16 protein-coding genes are annotated in these 21,352 nt (G+C 41.5%); 1 reads left to right on the forward strand and 15 read right to left on the reverse strand.

From position 1 onward, the window contains the following. Positions 1-13: 13 nt before the first annotated feature. The 11 genes from C4S54_RS11915 to C4S54_RS11965 all read right to left on the reverse strand — a co-directional run bounded on the left by C4S54_RS11915 (position 14) and on the right by C4S54_RS11965 (position 14,240). Positions 14-1,027, reverse strand: coding sequence for a GNAT family N-acetyltransferase (locus tag C4S54_RS11915; protein ID WP_103869738.1), 1,014 nt, complete (start codon positions 1,025-1,027; stop codon positions 14-16). Positions 1,028-1,054: 27 nt separating this feature from the next. Further along, a complete protein-coding gene (locus tag C4S54_RS11920; RefSeq protein WP_103869739.1) occupies positions 1,055-2,047 on the reverse strand; it encodes an ABC transporter ATP-binding protein in 993 nt (330 codons plus the stop codon). Continuing rightward, positions 2,037-3,086, reverse strand: a complete 1,050-nt coding sequence (locus tag C4S54_RS11925; RefSeq protein WP_103869740.1) for an ABC transporter ATP-binding protein — start codon at positions 3,084-3,086, stop codon at positions 2,037-2,039. Before C4S54_RS11925 ends, C4S54_RS11920 begins: the two co-directional genes overlap by 11 nt. 11 nt (positions 3,087-3,097) lie before the next feature. Then, positions 3,098-4,006, reverse strand: a complete 909-nt coding sequence (locus C4S54_RS11930) for an ABC transporter permease (protein ID WP_022772523.1) — start codon at positions 4,004-4,006, stop codon at positions 3,098-3,100. A 17-nt stretch (positions 4,007-4,023) separates the two neighbouring features. After that, on the reverse strand, positions 4,024-4,983 hold the full coding sequence (locus C4S54_RS11935) for an ABC transporter permease (protein WP_022772524.1): 960 nt from the start codon (positions 4,981-4,983) through the stop codon (positions 4,024-4,026). Between the two features lie 28 nt (positions 4,984-5,011). Next, entirely contained in the window at positions 5,012-6,724 is a 1,713-nt protein-coding gene (locus C4S54_RS11940) for a peptide ABC transporter substrate-binding protein (protein WP_103869741.1), read from the reverse strand. Between the two features lie 55 nt (positions 6,725-6,779). Then, positions 6,780-7,931, reverse strand: a complete 1,152-nt coding sequence (locus C4S54_RS11945) for a M20/M25/M40 family metallo-hydrolase (RefSeq protein ID WP_103869742.1) — start codon at positions 7,929-7,931, stop codon at positions 6,780-6,782. A 21-nt stretch (positions 7,932-7,952) separates the two neighbouring features. After that, entirely contained in the window at positions 7,953-9,260 is a 1,308-nt protein-coding gene (locus tag C4S54_RS11950) for a M28 family peptidase (RefSeq protein WP_103869743.1), read from the reverse strand. Positions 9,261-9,418: 158 nt separating this feature from the next. Further along, complete coding sequence (locus tag C4S54_RS11955; RefSeq protein WP_103869744.1) at positions 9,419-11,197, reverse strand: ABC transporter ATP-binding protein; 1,779 nt, start codon at positions 11,195-11,197, stop codon at positions 9,419-9,421. Positions 11,198-11,208: 11 nt separating this feature from the next. Next, positions 11,209-12,957 (reverse strand): ABC transporter ATP-binding protein, encoded by a 1,749-nt coding sequence (locus C4S54_RS11960; protein ID WP_242973800.1) that lies wholly within the window; start codon positions 12,955-12,957, stop codon positions 11,209-11,211. Positions 12,958-13,004: 47 nt separating this feature from the next. Continuing rightward, complete coding sequence (locus C4S54_RS11965; protein WP_103869746.1) at positions 13,005-14,240, reverse strand: glutathione S-transferase C-terminal domain-containing protein; 1,236 nt, start codon at positions 14,238-14,240, stop codon at positions 13,005-13,007. Between the two features lie 214 nt (positions 14,241-14,454). Here C4S54_RS11965 and C4S54_RS11970 point away from each other — a divergent pair, with 214 nt between their 5' ends. Continuing rightward, the gene (locus C4S54_RS11970) at positions 14,455-15,273 is read left to right on the forward strand and encodes a TrmH family RNA methyltransferase (RefSeq protein WP_103869747.1); all 819 of its coding nucleotides are present in this window, start codon (positions 14,455-14,457) and stop codon (positions 15,271-15,273) included. Here C4S54_RS11970 and C4S54_RS11975 read toward each other — a convergent pair whose 3' ends face one another. From C4S54_RS11975 to C4S54_RS11990, 4 genes are all read right to left on the reverse strand, one after another. Next, entirely contained in the window at positions 15,274-17,658 is a 2,385-nt protein-coding gene (locus tag C4S54_RS11975) for a glycoside hydrolase family 2 TIM barrel-domain containing protein (RefSeq protein ID WP_103869748.1), read from the reverse strand. Between the two features lie 113 nt (positions 17,659-17,771). Then, a complete protein-coding gene (locus C4S54_RS11980; RefSeq protein ID WP_103869749.1) occupies positions 17,772-19,433 on the reverse strand; it encodes an ABC transporter substrate-binding protein in 1,662 nt (553 codons plus the stop codon). A gap of 12 nt (positions 19,434-19,445) precedes the next feature. Next, on the reverse strand, positions 19,446-20,363 hold the full coding sequence (locus tag C4S54_RS11985) for a carbohydrate ABC transporter permease (RefSeq protein ID WP_103869750.1): 918 nt from the start codon (positions 20,361-20,363) through the stop codon (positions 19,446-19,448). Positions 20,364-20,375: 12 nt separating this feature from the next. Continuing rightward, entirely contained in the window at positions 20,376-21,308 is a 933-nt protein-coding gene (locus C4S54_RS11990) for an ABC transporter permease (protein WP_074885319.1), read from the reverse strand. Positions 21,309-21,352 lie beyond the last annotated feature (44 nt).

A 21,352-nucleotide genomic window follows, 5' to 3' on the forward strand; every position in this document is an offset into this window, starting at 1 on the left:
ATATTTTTATGATTTACATATTTATCTCATCAATAAATCTATATCCCTTTGGTAAATAAAAACCTGTCTCCATCTCCGCAGGCATTGGGTGAGACAGCTCCTCATCATTCCTATAATCCAGCGCAGTTTTATTCCTGAGGAATCCCTCGTGGTTATAAAAGCCTACAGCTCCGGGATGAGTATGTAAAAATGGATTAAGGCCATCCCTTTGGATATCCTCCCCAAGATTCTTAACTATCTCCCATCCGATTCCAAGTCCCTGATAGTCAGGGTCCACGGCAACATTCTGTATATAGGCTTCCTCAACGCCATCGGTTATAGCTCTTGCCACCCCGATCAATTTTTTCCCGTCATAGGCAAATGATACATAGTCGCTTAGGTCAAAAAGATATTTTGTTTTATCCACTTTTTCTTTAGTGATCTCAACTGTCTCATTTCTCTTTTTTCCGAAGGCACCTGACAATACCTCAGTAGCTCTTTCATAGTCTATTCCCGATCTATCTGAAGTATAGACCAGATCAAGGTCTTTCTTTTTGCTTTCTTTATCAGGCTTTGTATGGGACTTTTTTTCGACATATTCATTTTCAAATTTGAAGCCAAGAGGTAAAAAATATCCATCCGGGTATTCATTCTCCTTCCCCTCAAAGCCAACATAGGTATAGGCTGTCTTGGTCCTTTGAAAGCCATTTTCTTCATAAAAAGCAATACTTCCAATCCTTGCATTTACAAATATATGCTGACCTTTAAGCTGAGTAACAAGCCGCTTTATAAGTTCTTTCGCTACTTCATCTGAATAACCATTTTTCACAGCGTGGTTGTAGATTACTGCCCAGTCGCCGTCGGATATTGCTCTTACTGCTCCTACAAGCTTATCTTCATCATAGGCAAAAACAAATTTCTGGCTTTTTTCAAAGGCCTTTTTTGTATGTTCAACATCCCTATTATTTTCTTTATTCACTTCTGAAAGTAGTTGATTTAGTTCATCAAAATCAACACTTTCCAGTTTTTCAACATATTTTAGTGACATTTTGTCCCCCAAAAGCTTTTATTATTCTTAGAAGTTTCCTTCATCCATCGAATTGATCAAAGATTGTGCATTAAAGCAGGCCACATAATGACCTCCGCCAAAATCATGGAGAGGCGGTACGCCTTCTTTTTTGTCGGATGTAGCATACGGGCAACGGCTTGCAAATTTACATCCTGTAGGAATGTCCACAGGGCTTGGAATATCTCCTTCAAGAAGTGATCTTTTCCTTGAGTTTTCCACTAGAGGGTCCGCCACCGGAATTGCTGAAAGTAATCCCTTTGTATATGGATGAATTGGATTCAGATACAGCTCCTCGGCATTGGCAACTTCTACCAGCGACCCAAGATACATAACGCCTACTCTGTCAGATATGTACCTTACAACTGAAAGGTCATGTGCTATGAACAAAAGAGTAAGTCCAAGTTTATCCTGCAGTTCCCTTAAAAGATTTATGATCTGAGCCTGAATGGAAACATCCAGTGCTGATACCGGTTCATCACAAACAATAAATTCAGGATTCACCGCCAGAGCTCTTGCTATGCCAACACGCTGTCTCTGTCCTCCGGAAAACTCATAGGGAAACCTTTGGGCATGCTCTTTGCTCAGACCAACAAGTTCAAGCAGCTCACACATCCTGTCAGTACGATCCTTGTCACTACCAATTTTGTGGATCTTCATCCCCTCTTTGATAATGTCCCCAATTGTCATTCTAGGGTTCAATGATGCGTATGGATCCTGAAAGATCATCTGAACTTTTGATGCATACTCTTTGGCTTCCCTTCTTCCAAGCTTTGCTATGTCCTTTCCGTCATAACGGATGCTTCCGCTTGTCGGCTCATATATCCTGACAAGAGTTCTTCCTAAAGTGCTCTTTCCGCAGCCGGACTCTCCAACAAGTCCAAATGTCTCACCTCTTTTTATCTGAAGAGAAATGCCATCTACCGCACGAAGTTTCTTTTTATTTTCAACATCAAAATATTTACTTAAATTTTCTATTTCAAAAAGTACATCATCTGACATAGGTTTCTTCCCTTTTCTTTGCACCTTTGAATGCAAGTGAGATTCGTGGATACGGACATTCAGGATCAAGCAAATGACACCGGCATAAATGTGTTTCGGATAATTTTGTTTCCTCCGGCATCTGCTGATGGCAGATTTTCATTGCATATTTGCAGCGATCAGCGAATGGGCATCCAACAGGTGGATTTACAAGATCAGGTGGTGTCCCTTCTATAGACTCAAGCTTTTTGTCTTTTCTCTGTTTCTCATTTGGAACTGAATCCAGAAGCCCCTGCGTATATGGATGCTCTCTTCTGTAAAAAATATCTGCAGCTGTTCCTGCCTCAACTATCACTCCGCCGTACATTACAACAACTGTCTTTGCCAGATTTGCCACAACGCCCATGTCGTGAGTGATCACTATTATTGACGTGCCCTTTTCTTTTTGCATTTCCTTCATAAGTTCAAGAATCTGCAACTGTACTGTGACATCCAGGGCTGTTGTAGGTTCATCCGCAATAAGAATCCTGGGTGCACATGCCATTGCCATTGCAATCATAACCCTCTGTCGCTGTCCACCTGACAGTTCATGAGGATACTGATCTACTCTCTGATCAGCATTGGGGATACGGACCATTTTTAAAAGTTCTATAGCCCTTTCCCTGGCTTCTTTGTGGCCAATCTTTTTATTATCTTTTCCCTTTTCATGTCTCTTTAAGATCTCTATTATCTGGTTTCCGACTGTCATGGTAGGGTTAAGGCTTGTCATGGGATCCTGAAAGATCATACTGATCTCTTTTCCCCTGATTTCCTGCATCCTCTTCTCATCAAACTCAAGGATGTCCTGCCCATCAAGTTCAATATGTCCGCCCTTGTACTCTGTGATATCAGGATCATGAAGCTTTAAAATGCTCTGTGCCGTAACTGATTTCCCAGATCCCGATTCGCCTACGATAGCAAGTGTGCCACCTTCTTCCAATGAAAGATTAACTCCTCTGACAGCCTGCACTTCGCCGGAATATGTATGAAATGACACCTTCAGGTCTTTTATCGCTAACATCCTGTCTCCCCCTATCTGCGCATCTTAGGATCTAAAGCATCCCTAAGGCCATCACCAAGCAGATTAAAAGCAAGCATCGCAAGTGCAAACAATACTGCAGGTGCAAAGAATAACCACAGCGATGCCGGAAACTGACTTGATCCTGCCTGAAGCATATTGCCCCAGCTTGCTTCCGGTACCGATATTCCAAGTCCCAGATAGCTAAGACCTGCCTCCGCTCCTATTGCCCCCGGAATGCTCATGGTGTAATTAACAATGATCGGTCCTATTGCATTAGGTAAAAGATGTGTCAAAAGAATCTCTTTTTTCCCTGCACCAAGGACTTTTGCTGCAAGAGCATATTCATTTTCCCTAAGAGACAAGATCTGCCCTCGTACAAGTCTTGCAAGACCGATCCATCCGGTTATTGTCAGAGAAAGAATAAGTGTCGGAATCCCTTTTTTCAATACAGTGAGCATCAGTATCATCACAAGCATCTGTGGAATACTCATAAGAATATCTATAATCCTCATCATGATATTATCTGCCTTACCACCAAGAAATCCTGCGATTCCACCATATAACATACCCACCACAAGATTTATGGTCTCAGCTATGAATCCGATCATTAGAGAAGTTCTGGTCCCACGTATCAGCCTTGTAAAAACATCTCTCCCAAGTTCGTCCGTCCCGAGGATATGCTCTTTGGATGGTGGTGTCAGGGTGTGAAGCAGATCAGTCTTTTCATAATCCGGAAAAGCAATTGGGCCTGCGATTGCCACCACTATCAGGAACAAAATAAAAACCAAAGAGACCATTGCCACCTTATTCTGTAAGAGAGTCCTGACAACTCCCTGTGAATACGAAATAGATTTTCTATATATTTTCTGGCTTGCCTCAAGATCTCTTGGGACAGGTGTAAAATCTTTTACCATTTCCATTTCTGCTTTTTCCTTTGTTATTTTGCAAGTCTTACTCTTGGATCAATTACGCTATAGAGCAGGTCCACCAGCAGCATACTAAATACAATAAAGATTGAATAAAATACCGTAAGGCCCATCGTCATGGTATAATCTCTGGCTGTTATGCTGTTTACCAGGTATTTTCCAAGTCCGGGAATTGCGAACTGGCTCTCAATAATATATGATCCTGTCACAACTCCTCCGATCATTCTTCCAAGTACGGTTATAACCGGCATCATTGCATTTCTGACTTCATGCTTCCAGATGATCTGCTGCCTTGATATTCCCTTTGCCTTGGCCGTCCTTATGTAATCCTGATTTATCACGTCAAGCATCGATGTTCTCATAAGCCTTGCAAGAGAGGCTACGGTCCCCATTCCCAGAACAAAGCTGGGAATGATGGTATACCGGAAGCTCTGCCATCTTGCAATTGGGAAAAGCTGATAATCTGTATGAAAAGTGGCCTTTACCCAACCAGATAATCCAAGTCCAAGAATTGTCTGAAGAATAGTACCTAGAACAAAGCTGGGAATTGAAATACCTATAATCGCTGTAATAGTTGAAATATGGTCTATGGGTTTATTCCTATGTAGTGCTGCCTCAATTCCCAAAAGGATACCTGCTATTGTTCCAAAGATAAGCGCCCTTATTCCAAGGTCTGCAGATACAGGAAATGCTGTAAGGATTATTTCAGTCACGCTCCTGTATCCGTTTGACATTGACACTCCAAAATCGCCATGAAGTATGTTCCAGACATAGGTCAGATACTGTTTATAAAGAGGCTTATCCATTCCGTATTTTTCCATCAGTACCGCCAGTGTCTCAGCCGACATACTGTCATTGTTTCCGGAAAAAGGTGTACCCGGAATGGCATGCATCAGGAAGAATGTCGCAGTCATGACAACAAATATCGTTGCAAAGGCGAGAATTATTCTTTTTATGATATATCTGCGCATGTGTGATCACCTCAAAGCTTCATGTCTATCAGTTAACAGTTGCATAGTAAAGATCAAGATAAGGAACTACTGCTCTTCTTAAAACTCCTCCTACACGGTTTGATACAGAATAGTAATGGCCTGTGTAATAAAGAGGTGTGATTGCTTCTTCCTCAAGAAGGACTTTCTCTGCTTCTCCAAGGAATTTCACTCTCTCTGTAAGATCTGTGCTGTAAGTTGCATCATGATATGCCTTATTGAAATCCTCATTTATGAACAATGCAGGATTAGCAGAGCTGTCTCTCTCATAACCTCCAAGGAAGTTTGTGGCATCATCCCAGTCAGCTCCCCAGCTTGCAAGGTAAAGATCATACTCAAAGGCGTTTCTTCTGGTTCTTACTGCACTACTGTCAGAAGTTTCAACTTCAACATTTATTCCAAGATTTTCTGAGAGAAGCTGCTGGATAGCTCCGGATACTGCAATAAACTCATCAGTGTTTGTTGTAAGGATTGTAATTGTGATATCTTTAGGATCACTTAGGCCAAGTTCATCAATTCCTTTTTGCAAAAGAGCTTTTGCATTGTCTACATCATAGCTGTAATCAAGTGTTGGACCAACAATTTCTCTGAAAGTTTTGCTACCATCACCGGCAAGACCAACCGGAATAAATCCATCTGCAGGAGAACCTACATGAAGCACTCCGTTTACAAGAGCATCTCTGTCAATCGCTGCTGAAATTGCCTGTCTAATATATTTATTTCCAAGATAGTCGTTTGTGAGATTGTAATAGAGGTACGCCGTTCTGCCATTGTTGTAAGTCTGAGCTGTATAGCCTGCTCCCTCAATTGCAGATAATCTCTGGTAAGAGAAGTCAACCACATCAAGCTCACCATTTAAGAACAGGTTAACCTGAGTTGCCTCATCTGGAATTACATAAACATTTACCTGATCGTACTGGATATTATCTGCATTCCAGTAATACTCATTCTTTTTAAACACCAGAAGATTGTCATGCTCCCAGGAATCAATATAAAATGGTCCGTTACTGATTGAGTACTCTGCCTCAGTTCCGATATTCTCTACCCCAACCTCATTTGAAAACTCTCTGTCATAACCAAAGTGCATAGGATGTGTAATAAGATATGGGAAGTAAGTAACAGGATATTCGAGATCAAATACCAGTGTCTTGTCATCAACTGCAGTAACTCCAAGGGTAGAAACATCTGCTTCGCCTGTATAAATAGCTCTTGCATTCTTTATCTCATACAGGAAATCTGCAAAACTAAGCTGTGCTGTGCCATCAAGCATTGCCCCAATCGCATATACCCAGTCATCTGCTGTAACGGGTTCACCATTACTCCAGCCGCTATCTCTGAGTTTAAATGTCCACTGTGTGTAATCATCATTGTGCTCATAGCTCTCGGCAAGGCCATCCCCAAGTTTGCCATCTGCATATCTTGTAAGGCCTTCTCGTAAGAGTCCGTTTGTGACCATGAGACTGTCACCGATAGCATCAAAAGTAAATGTAGGGTCTGATGAAATTGCTATGTTAATCGCCTTTACCCCATTCTCGGTACTCTGCGCTTGAGTAGATGCCGCATCAGAAGGTGCTGCTGAATCTGTGGAAACCGCATTGGCCGCAGGCGCTGACTCGTTGCCTGTCTCAGGACCTGACTCATATGTTCCGCATGCTGTCAGAGCGCTAAAACTCAGTGCTGCTGTTACAATCAAAGCAAATGTCTTATTAATTATTTTTTTCATAAGCTACTCCTCTTCTTTTCTGATCACTTTGTTAATCTGTAACTATTATTGATACTTAATCTATTTCCGACCTTCCCAGCCATGTTGTAAGCTCTGCCACCTTCACAAGTTCGTCCACACAGGTATATTCGTTTGTTGTGTGAACTTCATGCATAGCACTTGCAACCACAAGCCCTTCTATCCCGTGTCTGGCAAAATTGTTCTGATCACTTCCCCCATAGGTCTCTACAAGCTCACCATCAACTGACAAGGTCTTCAAACAGGCTTTTTTAAACCTGTTTACAGCAACGCTGTTTTGTGATGTTCTATAACTTTCTATCTGGATCGTGGCTTCTACCTCTGTCTGTCCTTTATATGCAGCTGCTGCATCCTCAAATGCTTTTCTTACAAGTTCTACCTGGTTCAAGGCTTCCTCATGAACAAGGCTTCTGACTTCTCCTGTTATCTCCACATATTCAGGGACACTGTTTCTCTGGGTTCCTCCCTTTATGGTCCCGATATTAAGTGTGGTATTATCTGACGCCCATCCATTTTTCAAACTGCTTATTGCCTGTGCTGCAATGGCAATTGCATGAATTCCGTCCTGTGGACAAAAGCCTGCATGTGCACTTTTGCCTTTGACCTTTATAAGCAGTGATATGATAGTCGGCGCTGCAAAAGCTGCTCTTCCAAGCGGGCCGCTAAGATCAAGTACAAAAGCCGTTTTTGACTTTACATTAGCGTAATCAAACACTCTGCTTCCCTGTCCATAGGGTTCTTCAGCTATAGGGAAAAGAACTTCTATCTCCGGGTGTGGAATATCGTCCTCCTTAAATACCCTAAGCATCTCCAGAATTGCCACAAGGCCACCGACGTCATCAGCTCCAAGAACTGTGTCTCCTTCAGAAGTTATCTTTCCATCATCATGGATAAGTGCTTTCTTACCGATCCCAGGTTTTACCGTGTCCATATGGGCTGAAAAAAGAATTGGTTCTCCAGCTCCTGTTGCCGGAATCCTTGCAAATATGTTCCCTGCGTTTTCAGGATTTTTATCTATGATCTTCTCACCCGCAAGTATTTCAAAAGCCTCATCTTCTCTGGCTTCTATTCCTAAGTGCCTTAGCTGTGAAAGGATATAGTCAGCAATTTTTCTCTCGTGATATGATTCAGAGTCAAAAGAGACTATTTTTGTAAATTCATCAACTACTCTTTTTTTGTTTACCGGCATTTTTCCTCCTTTCTCACCTTTTTAAAAATGAAACTCTGATATCTTTTCTTCCTTTATTGCAGGCAGCTCTGACTGTGCGCTTCTGGATGGACTGAAATACTCTATCAGATCATCTCTTAATTTTTCAGGTATTACCCTTGGTATCGGGAAAACAATTGAATTTGCCAGTCTGTCAACAATCCTTATAAGAAATCCCGCTTCTTTTTCCAGAATCTTTTCATCTATCAGGTCCATGTTGTCGTAGCGGGTATGCATATATCCTCCACCCCTTGGAGCTCCCTGGCCAAGGCTTATACTGGGAATGCCATGATCTGAAAAGACTGCTGAATCACTGCTCATTACATGCTGGCCAGGATTGGCAGGATATCCTGCTTCTTTCACAAGATGTTCAACCCATGTGACCGCTTTTTCTATTGCAGTGACAAACACTATCTCTTTTCCGAGAATGCTTCCTCCAACATCAACATTTACCATTCCCAGAATCTTTCCAAGCTCTTTCTCATGTCTTTTAACAAATGCTTTTGAGCCTTGAAGTCCTGTTTCTTCTGATCCAAACCAGACTGTATAAACAGTTCTTTTACCCGGATGATCCTTAAGGTGCTCAAGAAGTGATAGAATTTCTACCGTTCCGGCTCCGTTATCCCATGAGCCTTTTGAAAACGGAACGCTGTCGTAATGAGCTCCGGCCACCAGGATCTCCTCGGGATATTCAGTTCCCTGAACTTTTACCAGAAGATTTTGAGATTCTACTTTTTCTTCCTTCAGTGAAAGTGTTACTCTCACTTTTTGTGGATATGACTTAAGTAGTTCTACTGCATCTATCATTCTTATCGTGAATGCAGGGACAGCCCCTATATCCAGTAGATTATCTCTGAACCTTACGGTTTCTAGGTCGCTGTTCTCATAAGTGTCTCTGATGGTTCCACTTGTGGTTATGTATGAAACAATTCCTGCTTCCTTAAGCTTTCTATAGGTCTTAGGCGAAAGTCTGTCATGGATAAGAACAACTTTGCCTTTTATTCTGCCAAGGCTCACGTCATCAAATGAACTTAAGTAGTAAAGCTCTGCTGTGATTCCTTCCTCAGGAGTACTGCTGCTGTCTATTACTCCGGTAACCGAAAAAGATCTCTCCTCGCCATTTTCATATATAGCTGTAAGCGTAGCTTTCTTTGGAACCTTTCTGGTATATTCAAAGGTTTCCACTTCAGGATCGAATCCTATCTTCCTTATTTCTTTTTCAAGAAAAGAAGCTACCTCTTTCTCTTTATCTGTTCCGCTTGGTCTGGAAAAACTGATTGCTGAAAGACGTTCATATATTTTGAGTGACATTTTGTTTTCCCCCTTGCTTTTATTGATTGCTATTATGCCCTTTAGTGCACTGCATTGTAAAACACACGTATCTTATAGGTGGTTATAAGCTTTTTTTATCAGACAAAAAAACGGATACAGGCAAAATCCTGCATCCGCTCTTCCAATTTCATATTCTTTTATTCAAACTGACTTGCGTAAAGCTTGTAATATACACCTTTTCTTTCCATAAGGGATTCATGATTTCCCTGCTCAACTACATCCCCATGTTCCATAACAAGAATATTATCAGCATTTCTTATGGTAGAAAGCCTGTGGGCAATGATAAAACAGGTTTTTCCAACCATGAGGTTCCTCATGGCTGCCTGTACTTTCCTCTCTGTAGCTGTGTCAACATTACTTGTGGCCTCATCAAGTATAAGCATACTGGTGTCATATAACATAGCTCTTGCAATAGTGATCAGCTGCTTCTGGCCCTTACTGATGTTGCCTCCATCTTCCCCTATAACTGTATTATAGCCCTTGGGGAGTCTCATAATATAGTTGTGTATATGAGCAGCCTTTGCTGCTTCTGTAACTTCTTCAATGGTTGCATTCTCTTTTCCATAGGCTATATTGTCAAAAATAGTACCATTAAATACCCATGTATCCTGAAGGACCATTGAATAACTCTTCCTAAGGCTCTCCATTGTGTATAGCTTTGAATCTTTCTCGTCAACAAGGATACAGCCATTTTGAGGATCATAAAACCGCATGAGAAGATTGATCATTGTAGTTTTTCCGGCACCTGTGTGACCAACAATAGCTATTGTTTCTCCGGGATCTGCCTTCATGCTAAAGTCATTTATTATGGTCTTGTTCTTGAGATATCCGAACTTCACATCCCTTGCTTCCACAAATCCCTTTGCTTCATTTAAAGTAATGGCTCCCTCTTTGTCTTTTACTTCCTCAACTTCGTCGAGTAGCTGAAAAACACGCTCTGCCGCCGCAAGCGCACTGAAGATTTCATTTACTATGTTGGAAATCTCATTTATTGGTCCGCTAAACTTCCTGCTATAGAGGATAAAGCTTGATATCTGCCCAAGACCAACGATTCCGTTCATGTAAAGCAGGGCGCCTCCAAGGCCAATTGCAGAAAGCCCAATGTTGTTGATAAGGCCCACAGTTGGTCCCATTGTCATGCCCAGACCGTCAGCGTCACGGTACGCTTCGGCTGCATTTTTGTTTATTTCCTCAAACCTTTCACAGACATAATCCTCATGAGCATAAGAAAGTATTGTCTTTTGTCCGGTAAACATTTCCTCCGCAAAGCCGTTCATCTCGCCGTAGGCAAGGCTGCGCACCCTATATAGTGGTCTGGTCTTTTTGCTCATATACCTTGTAAAAAGAACTGACGCAGGTATTGTAAATGCCATACACAGCACAAGTGGCGCTGAAATAAAGCACATCATTGTAAAACTACCAACCACTGTCACAATACTGGTAAGGATCTGTACCACATCAGATGATAAGCTGGTGCACACGACATCAATGTCGTATGAGACACGGCTTATGATATCTCCTGCAAAATGCTTGTCAAAATAACTTACAGGAAGTTCCATGAGCTTATTAAAAACATCCTGCCTCATATTCCTTGCAACATATCTTCCAACGCGCATCATTCCAATATTCACACAAAAACTAAGGATATTACTCCCGACATATGCCAGTAGCATCAAAAGTCCATAGTGAATAACCCGCGTAAGGTCCACATCTCCTGCCCCTTTACTGGCTTCAGTTATTGCTTTTCCTGCAAAATCAGGTCCTAAAAGATTCCCTATGTTACTGGTAAAAGCACAGATGAGCAAAATAAGTACAATGAAGATATATCGAAACATATATCTGAGCAATCGTCTTAAAGTTTTTCTCGGATTTTTTGGTTTTTGTTTTTCTCTACCTCTGTCTCCAGGTCCCGGCATCGTAAGCTCCTTTATGTAGTCTGCATCTCATATGTTTCTCTATATGCGCTGCAGCTTTCCATAAGCTGCTTATGAGTTCCAAGCCCAATACATTTCCCGTTATCCATGACCATTATCTTGTCCATTCCCATAACGCTGCTGACTCTCTGCGCGATCAGTATCAATGTGCTCTCCTTATGATTTTCTTTAATTGCCTTTCTCATGGCAGAATCTGTTTTGTAGTCAAGTGCACTGGAACTGTCATCAAGTACCAATATCTGCGGTCTTCCTGCCAAAGCCCTTGCAACGAGAAGTCTTTGTTTTTGCCCACCTGACAGATTAGCTCCCTTAATATCAGCCTGATATTCAAGGCCCTTATCGAGAGCATTTATATATTCATCCGCCAAAGCATCCTTTATGGCCTTAGCTATCTCATCTTTTGAAATATTTCTTCCAAAATCTATATTGTTATAAAGCGAATCCTTAAAGATCATGTCATTCTGGAACACCGCACCAAATTTAGATCTAAGCTCATCTTTGTCAAAAGAGCTGATGCTTTTCCCATCAATTCTGATACTTCCTTCATCAGGATCATAGAACCTCATTAGCAGATTTATTATTGTAGTCTTACCACATCCGGTTGGCCCTATTATTCCAAGACTCTCCCCTTTTTTCAGTGAAAAGCTGATATTATCAAGAGCCTTTTCTCTTTTTCCACCTGCAAACCCATTATCTGTATTCAGCTCTTTTCCATAAGAAAAGCTCACATTTTCAAAACTAATGAAATCATCACCTTCTACAGGTTCTTCATCTGTCTTTATCCAGTCGTCATTACCCTTTAGTACGTCGTCAATTCTATCTGCGCTGGCACTTGCCTTTGACAGACTCATGAATATTCGGTTAAGTCCCATCACTCCCATGGTGATCATGTTGAAATAAGTTAAAAAAGCCAGAATAATTCCAGGCTGCATAAGGCCGTCATTAACTCTTTTTGCTCCGAATATAACAACAAACGTAAGTCCAACGTTAAGGCATAGCTGCATAAAAGGTCCCGGAATCGCCATTACAGTTCCCGCTCTTATATCACTTTTCGCCATTTCTTCATTGGCTCTGGAAAATCTTCTTTTCTCATAGTCCGCTTTACTTAAGGCTTTCACAACGCGAATTCCTGTTATGTTTTCTCTCATGATACGAACTACAGAATCAAGTCTTTGCTGAACTTTTGTGTATATAGGGATTCCCTTAAGAGAAACGATGAGCACAACCCCAATCAGAAAAGGGAGCATTACAATAAGAATCATGGCCAAATGGAAATCCATGAAAAGAGTCATGATAACTCCGCCAAGAAGCATCATAGGTGCTCTTACACAGAGACTTTGAAGCTGTTGAACTGCAGATTGAACATTATAGCTGTCAGAAGTCATTCTGCTGATAAGACTGGGAAGAGTAAATTCATCGAAGCTGTCGCCGGATAGATTTGCAGTCTTTTTAAAAAGATCGCCCCTTACATCATAGCTCACCTTGTGGGCATTATAGATTGCTTTCCTATTAGCCATCACATTAAACTGCCTGCAAAAAATAGAAGCAGCAAACATAATTAACCCCCATATAACCACCTGCACAAGATCTTTGGAGGGAACCACATAATCTATCATGTACTCAAGAATATATGGAAGTGAAAGCTCTGACATAGTTCCTATGAGCTTTATGAATATAGCCGCAAAAACAGCCACTTTATACTTTTTCATATACCTGAATATCAGCTTCATCTTACACCCCATACCATTATTATGCCTTCTTGAATATTTTATTCAAGAAGGCATTTTTATCAGGCGTTCTTTAATTTTCCTTTTATAGGATTTATCGTAGCATCAAATTCAGGTCTGTAGTTAGTTGGTTCTCTGTCATCCCATGATGGTGAATTCCAGATAGTCTCAGAAATCTCTGACTGGTAATCCTCAGGAGTTTCTCCCTCAGGGTGCTTTAAGAAAAGATTGTCCGGGTCCGCTGAAAGTTTTGCTCTCTCATGGTCTGTCTTCCAGATTTCCTCAAAAGGAATAAGCGGAACAATCCTTGACTCATATCCCTTAAAGAAGCCTCTGTCACCTCCTATGCCGCGACCTTCTCTGAAGAATGTGTACTTGGCAAATGTAGGAATTGAGTATAGCTCTCTTAAGTAACCCCAAATATTTTTATATTCCGTGATTCTCTTTTTCATCGGTCCAATTGATCTGAAATATCCTGTTTCCCATCTTACAAGAGATACATATGCTCTGATGTCAGAGTCAGTAATATAATCACCAAAGATAAAGCGGTTTGTCTCAAGTCTCTTATCGAGCTTTTCAAGTGAATCGAAGAAATCTTCATAGCCCTCGTTATAAGCCTCCCATGACACGCCAAAGGCCATGCGGTAATGACCATTGTTGATGTGTGGGAAAAGCCAGTCGTTAAACTCATCGATTTCTTTTCTATATTTCTTTGGATAAAGGTCAGGCGCATCTACAGGCTGGAACTTTCTAAACTGCACCTCAATGTAGTTAGACAGTCTGTGATAATCATTGTTTACAGCCTTTTTCTCCTTGATGTCTACAAAGGTTGGAGTCGTTGCTCTGCCCTTGTAATCAGGATTAGCATTTTTATAAAACTCTGAAAGGAAATGCACACCTGTTATAGGATCCTTATAGTCTTTCTGATCCGCAAATCCATGGCCGTAAACATTAGTCTGTCCGGAATGGCTTGTTGTCTGATCCCTGATCACATCCTGAAGGCCTAAAAGATCTCTTGCAATGACAGGTCTGTTTGACCAATTGCAGCCATGGGCCCAATAGATTGCGTATCTGCCATCTTCTGCCTTAAACTCACCCTCCTTATCTCCAAATGGGACAATAAAGGAATTAGGCTGTCTCACAAATACGCCTCTCTCATTGGTTTCATCACGCTGTTCATTGGGCCTTGGTGCAAGACCACCGGCCTGTCTTGCAAACTCTTCAGCAAGCTCATCAGTATATCCGTTAACGTCCTGCTTTACCGAATTTGAATAATTGACTGTGCAACTGTTACTCATTTTCACGCTCCTCCTTACTTGTACTGTCTCGTTTCTGTGTTGGTTAAATGCTAATACGGTATGAGGAGTCTGTAAAAGACACTAATCTTATAGGCAAATATAAATTTTTCTTATACCGGTGAAAATGTAGTTTGCCTGTCCTTTATTTCTCTTGTAACTAATTTAGTAATTTGCTATGGTTGAAACATCATCAAAAATAAGAAATGAGGATTCTATGTCTTCCAGTTTTATTTCTATCACAAACTTAAATACTCCTGATCTTCGCGTTTATCACGAGTACTCCGAGAATCAGTTATTTCACATAAATGAACCAGACTTTGGGATATTTATTGCAGAGAGTCCCAAAGTTATTGGCCGGGCACTTGATGCAGGCTATGAGTCAATATCTCTTTTGCTGGAAAAAGATCAGACGGAAAAAGAGGCAGAGGAAATCATAGCGAGGATCACTAATAGATTCGATATTCCGGTATACGTTGCTGAATCTGAAGTTTTGACGCAGATCACTGGTTTTCACCTTACAAGGGGCGTGCTCTGCGCTATGAGGAGAAAAGAGCTGCCATCTGTAGCTGATGTATGTCAAAAGGCCAGAAGAGTTGCAGTTCTTGAAAATGTAACTAACCCAACAAATCTCGGCGCCATTGTAAGAAGTGCTGCTGCCCTTGGTATGGACGCAGTTCTTTTCACCCATGGCTGCACTGATCCGCTGTACAGGCGTGCTGCCAGAGTCAGCATGGGAACTGTATTCCAGGTGCCCTGGACATTTCTCCCTGAGGGAAAAGAGTTTGAGAGTTTAAAAGAGCTTGGATTTAAGAGCGTCGCAATGGCACTTAGAAACGACACTAAGGATATTAGCGATGATGAACTTCGACGCACAGATAAACTCGCCATTTTCCTTGGTGCTGAAGGCGACGGGCTTTTACCAGAAACAATATGCGCCTGCGACTATTGCGTTAAGATTCCAATGGCACATGGTGTTGATTCTCTTAACGTTGCAGCCGCAAGCGCTGTAGCTTTTTGGGAATTATCAAAATGATCAGATATCAACTTTCAGTTCTGATATTCCGTCAGCATTAACTGAAACTGTAGATTCAGAGCCCTGTTCTTTCTTCCTGAAAACTGCCAGTAGTTTTCCGGCGAGCATGGCTCTTTTTTCTTCTTTATAGCAGGACAGATCAAGCATATTACCTGCGTCCATTCCAATGAACTCAACTGTGTCGTCGTATTTAACAGTTACTACAGGAGCCGCATTTGGAACAACATCTCCGTTTTCATCTGCAGCACTTATTTCCACAAACGTAAACTCTCCGACGTTCTTCACATCTGCTGCCAGTTTTGACATTTCTCCGGTAGTTTTGACCACACACTCTTTTACAAGCTTATCTCCTATATAGCCCTCTGCACGGAGCTCGCCCGCTTCATATGGCACATCCCAGGACAAGTGAAGGTCACCTGTAGTCGGATGGTATCTTCTCATCTCATCATCCCAGCTCTGTGTGGCTCCATACCTTGGACACGCAGCACCGGACTTTTCTGAAATAAGTCGCCCGTTCAGATAGAGCTTAACTCTCTCGCAGTTAGTGTAGCAAAGGACCTGCTTGAACTCTCCTTCGTCTCCTCTAAAGTTCCAATGAGGCAAAAGATGTAGTGTCACATCATCCTTATTCCATATGGATCTGAAATAGTAATAAGCATCTTTCTTAAATCCCGCAGTGTCAATTGCTCCAAAGTTAGCGCCACGCCTTGGCCAATGAGCTTCGCCGAGGTAATCTATTCCTGTCCAGATATAATCTCCAGCCACATAATCCCTGCTTGCAGTAAATCTCCAAAGAGCTTCATGGGTCAGAGTCGCTGTGATATAGTTTGTGTTATTTGGCCCGTCTAAGCAGTAATCTCCTCTGTCTCCGCATACAGAGGGATTCTCTGTTCCAATAAAAAGTCTGTCCGGGTGAGCAATCTTATCGTCTTCATAGAACCTTTCAGCTCTCTCACGCCACCTTCCTACATAGTTATATCCCACTACATCCAGAGCCTCAAGAAAGCTGTCTTTGGTAGCAATTGCAGGAAGGGATGCGATGTTATCGCAGGCACTTGTAACAAGCCTTTGTGAATCCTCTGAGTGCACTATGTCAGAGAGCATTTTTACTATCTGTGCCCCAGACGCATAACCCTGCTCCGGAATCTCATTTCCAATGCTCCAAAGAACAATACTTGGATGGTTATAGTCGCGCCTTATCATGGTTCTTAGCTCTTTTTCCGCATCCTGTGAAAAGAACTGACTAAAGCCGTAGGATGGTTTATCCGAATAATAGTTCTCATTTTTATTCTTGCCCAGGGTCCACTCATCACAGATTTCATCCATTACGATAAAGCCCATTTCATCGCAAAGATCAAGGAAGGCTGGCGCCGGAGGATTGTGTGAGCATCTGATTCCATTTACGCCCATATCCTTAAGTGATTTAAATCTTTCGCTCCAGACCTCTTTGTGGAAAGCTGCTCCAAATAATCCACTGTCATGGTGAAGGCATACTCCCTTTATCTTCACCTGCTCTCCATTTAACACAAAGCCCTTATCTTCGGTAAAAAGAGCTTTCCTTATTCCTATTTTTTCAATGCGTCTGTCAACTAATGTTTCGCCTTCATACGCTCTTGTCTCAAGGGTGTATAAATATGGGGCTTTATCAGACCACAGAATCGGGTCATTAACAAACATCATGCTTGCTGCTTCTGCGCTGCCTTTTGACTTTATCCAAAGGGATGCTCCTGTAGCAGCAATCTCTTTTCCACTCTTATCTTTTATTGTCCATCTGATAACTGAGTCTTTGTCTGTATCAGAATAATTGTCTATCCTAGTTCTTAAATCCAGTGTAGCTAAGGTTCCATCATCTGTTACTGTATTTGTATCCACTTTTACCCCAAACAGATTGACAGCGATATCTCCGTGTTTTCTTAAGTAAACATCTCTGTATATCCCGGATCCTGTATACCATCTGCTGTTTGGCTGCTTGCTGTTATTTACCTTAACAGCTATGACATTTTTTCCTGGAACTATTTTGTCTGTGATATCCACAGAAAAGGTTGTGTAACCGTAGTTGTTTCCACCAACCTTTTTGCCGTTAACAAACACGGTACTCTCCATATAGATTCCCTCAAAAATGAGTTCATATCTGGAGCCTTTAATATCCTCATCTTTTAAGTCAATTTCTTTTCTGTACCATCCGGTTCCTGCCTTTGCATAGCCGCCACCGGCACCGCTTTTGTTATCCTTATCAGGAGCAAAAAAAGTATCCCAGTCGTGGGGCAGTGTCAACACTTCCCATGATGAATCATCATATTCAGCTCCTGCAAAAATATCTCCATTACAATCTTCCAAGTTGAATTTCCAATTTTGATTTATTAAGCTGGTATCTTTTAACTCCATTTCCTCTCTCCTGATAAAGTTTAAAAATATAGGGAGCAGGATTATCTGCTCCCTGAATAATCATTTCGTGCATTTTTGTTGCGCATCACACAAAATCACGATACTGCATTTTTTTATCTTGTTGCAAGCCAAGCTTCATACTGATTGTAGAATTCATCAAGCACTGTCTGAAGTCCTGAATCGTAGCACTCTTTTATCATCTTATCAAGAGTAGCATCAACATCATCTACAAGACCAAGCTCAAGCATTGGAACATAAGAATTCAATACTGTGTTAACTGCTGCTTTTTCATTGGAAACATTTGTGTCATCAAATACAAATGTGATAGTAGGGTTGCTTACAACTCTTTCTTCCCAGCTGTCAGAAACTTCTTTTTCTCTAGGATCTCCACCTGCCTCTGAAAGCTCACCGTTCTTGATTGCCCAGGATGCTGAAACTGTCATTGGAGGGAAGTTCTCTGTAGCTCCGTCAACCTTTGTGTACTCATTGTTTTCATTGATTGTGTAGTGCTTGCCCTCTTCGCCAAGAAGAATGAGGTGGTTTACATAAGTATCCATCTTCATGATATCAAGAACCATAGCTGCTCTCTCAGGATTCTTGGAGCTTGCTGTGATAGCCATGTCGTTGTTTGAATATGCTTCGCAGCCTACAAGATGTGGCTTTGTGATATCATAAGCAGCGCCTACTACGCCGTCTGTCTGCTCTGCCTGTCTGATGTATGTGAATACTGAAGCATTCCATGCAATTGATGCACCCTGAAGTGCTCCGAAAGCATCGTCATCTGTTACTGTGTTTGTAAGAGCTGATCTGCTCCAGCAGCCTGCATCAGCCATTTCCTTCATGTCTTTTGCATACTGACGGAAAGGTTCATATTCATATACAAGCTTGATGTCATCCTTTGTAGGAAGTGATCCTTCTTTATATTCGTAGATCATGTCAAAAAAGTCTGAATCCAGAGCAAGGAATGTGTCATACTGCTCTCTGTATACATCCCAGAGCTCGTTGTTATCCCCTGCTGCAGCAAGTGCATAAACACCAGTCTCAGGGGTTTCTTTTTCTGCTACTGTAAGAGAGAAGTTCTTGTAGTCATCCCAGCTTGTAAGCTCTGAAATGCCGTATTTATCTGCAATATCCTGTCTGATTGCTACAATCTTACCCATTGGCTGAGCTGTGTTTGATGGAACTGCTATGGTCTTACCTGAAAGAGTTGTCTCATCCCAGCTCTCTGCTGCCTGATACTTATTTGTAAGTGGCATACATTTTGCAATAAAGTCAGAATCCAGTGTATAGAAAGATCCCTTTGCAGCTTCGGTGTACATGTAGCACCATGGAGCTGTGAAAATAAGGTCTGCGTCTCCTCCCTGAAGTACAAGTGAATACATTGTTGAGTAATCACTCCAGCTAAGGAATGTCACATTAATATCTGTGTTAAATGGCTTAAGATAGTCATTTATAAGTCCAAGTACCTCATCCCAGTCATTTGGTGTATCACCGATAAGATACATCTGAACTGTGTAGGGCTTACTTAAGTCAATTCCTGAGTACATCTCAGGTGTTGCGGTAACTGTTCCTTCCCCGATTGCAGCCGGAAGGCCTGCCAACAGATCGGTTGATTCTGCTGCTGGTGCCTCTGCTGAAGTCTGTGTCTGCTCCGCTGCTCCTGCACTCTGTGTTGTTGTGTCAGCACTTGTTGTAGAAGCGCTCTCACCACATGCTGTTAATACCCCCGCTGTCATAGCGACAGACAAAATAATTGATAATACCTTCTTTTTCATTTATACCTCCTTTTATCCTTTCACTGCTCCTATAGTTAACCCCTTTACAAAGTATCTTTGTACAAATGGGTAAAGCAACACGATTGGTCCTGTAGCTATTACTGTCATGGACATCTTCATACTCTCGATTGGAATTGACGGAAGAGCAATTCCCGACTTTTCAGCAACTATTCTCATTGCTTCTGCACTTCCCAAAAGTCTCTGCAGGTAGTACTGAAGTGTAAATTTATTCTCATCGGTCACATATAACATGCAGTTATACCAGTCATTCCAGTAAGCCAGCGCTGAGAAAAGAGATAAGGTCGCAAGAAGCGGCTTCGAAAGCGGAATAATAAGTTTTGCAAATATGACCAGATCATTGGCTCCGTCTATCTTTGCTGACTCTGTTATTTCCATAGGCAGCCCTGACATAAATGATTTGGCTATTATCATGTTCCATACAGAAAACATAAGCGGCAAGATAAGTCCAGCATAGTTGTTCTTGAAATTAAGGTATCTCACGCAGAGCAGGTACCATGGAACAAGTCCGCCATTAAACAAAGTTGTAAAGAAATAGAAAAATGCAAACTTATTTCTCCAGGGAAAATCTTTTCTTGAAAGAACGTAGCCTGTCATTGTAGCCAAAAGAACTGATAAAAATGTTCCAACTACCGTAACTCCTATTGTTGTTCCGTATGCCTTAAGTATCGCAATCGGATTTTTCAGGCTGAGTTTATAACTGTCCAAACTAAAGTTTTCAATTGATGGCAGAAGCGGATAGCCATTTCTTATAAGTGATGTCTCTGAGGTAAAAGAAGCTATGATTATCAGGTAAAATGGGATAACACAGATCAGAGCAAAAATTCCTATCAGAACAACTCCGACTATATTAATCGCAAGCTCATCTTTACTTAGCCTTCTGCGCTTATTTATAACTACTTGATTTGCCATTTCTTCCTCCCATCAATACAGTGCATAATCAGGATTAGCTTTTTTAACTAAGCCATTGGATATCATTATGGTTATGAAGCACAGCACTGACTGATATAAACTTGCTGCAGCGGATACTCCGATATCTCCGTTATCTATGAGGAGTCTGAACACATATGTATCAATAACGTCAGTTGTTGGCTGAAGCAGTGCGCTTGACCTTACTGTCTGATAGAACAGGCCAAAATCTCCTCTGAAGATGTTTCCTATTCCCAAAAGAACCAGTATCATCATGGTTGGCATAAGAGATGGAATAGTAAGATATCTTATCTTCTGCCAGGCGCTTGCTCCGTCAATTGAAGCCGCCTCGAACATTTCCTGGTCAAGACCTGTAATGGCTGCCAGATAAACAACTGAGCCATAGCCTGTCTGCTTCCAGATCTTCAAAAAGATTATGACTATGATCCATGCCGACGGTGTGTTGTAGAGGTCAAATGCATTTGCTCCAAGGGATGTGAGCACGTGGTTAAATACACCTTTTTCATAGTTGAAAATGTTGTACATTATGGCGCCTGCTACAACCCAGCTTATGAAGTAGGGCAAAAACATAAGTGACTGAGTAATCTTTTTAAAGTACTTGGAGAACAACTCGTTGAGCAAAATTGCGCTACCCATTTCAAATAAGACACCCAAAGTTATAAAGGCTATGTTGTACAGCAGCGTATTTCTTGTAACCATCCCAAGTTTCCCTGAGATCAAAAGAGCTTTGAAGTTATTCAGGCCATTCCAGGGAGAAAAGTAAATTCCTCCTGCATACTGATATTTTTTGAAAGCCAGGATTATTCCTGTCATTGGAACGTAACTGAAAATGATCACATATAAAAGACTCGGTAAAAGCATCAGTAGAAGTAGCCAATGCCTTTTTATTACCTTCATAAACGGAGTCTTAGTCTTACTTTTTTCCATACCCTCTCCCATGTGCAATATTCATAAGTTTTCGAAATTCATGA

It is taken from the genome of Butyrivibrio sp. Su6 (genome assembly GCF_900108105.1).
Lineage (GTDB): Bacteria > Bacillota > Clostridia > Lachnospirales > Lachnospiraceae > Butyrivibrio.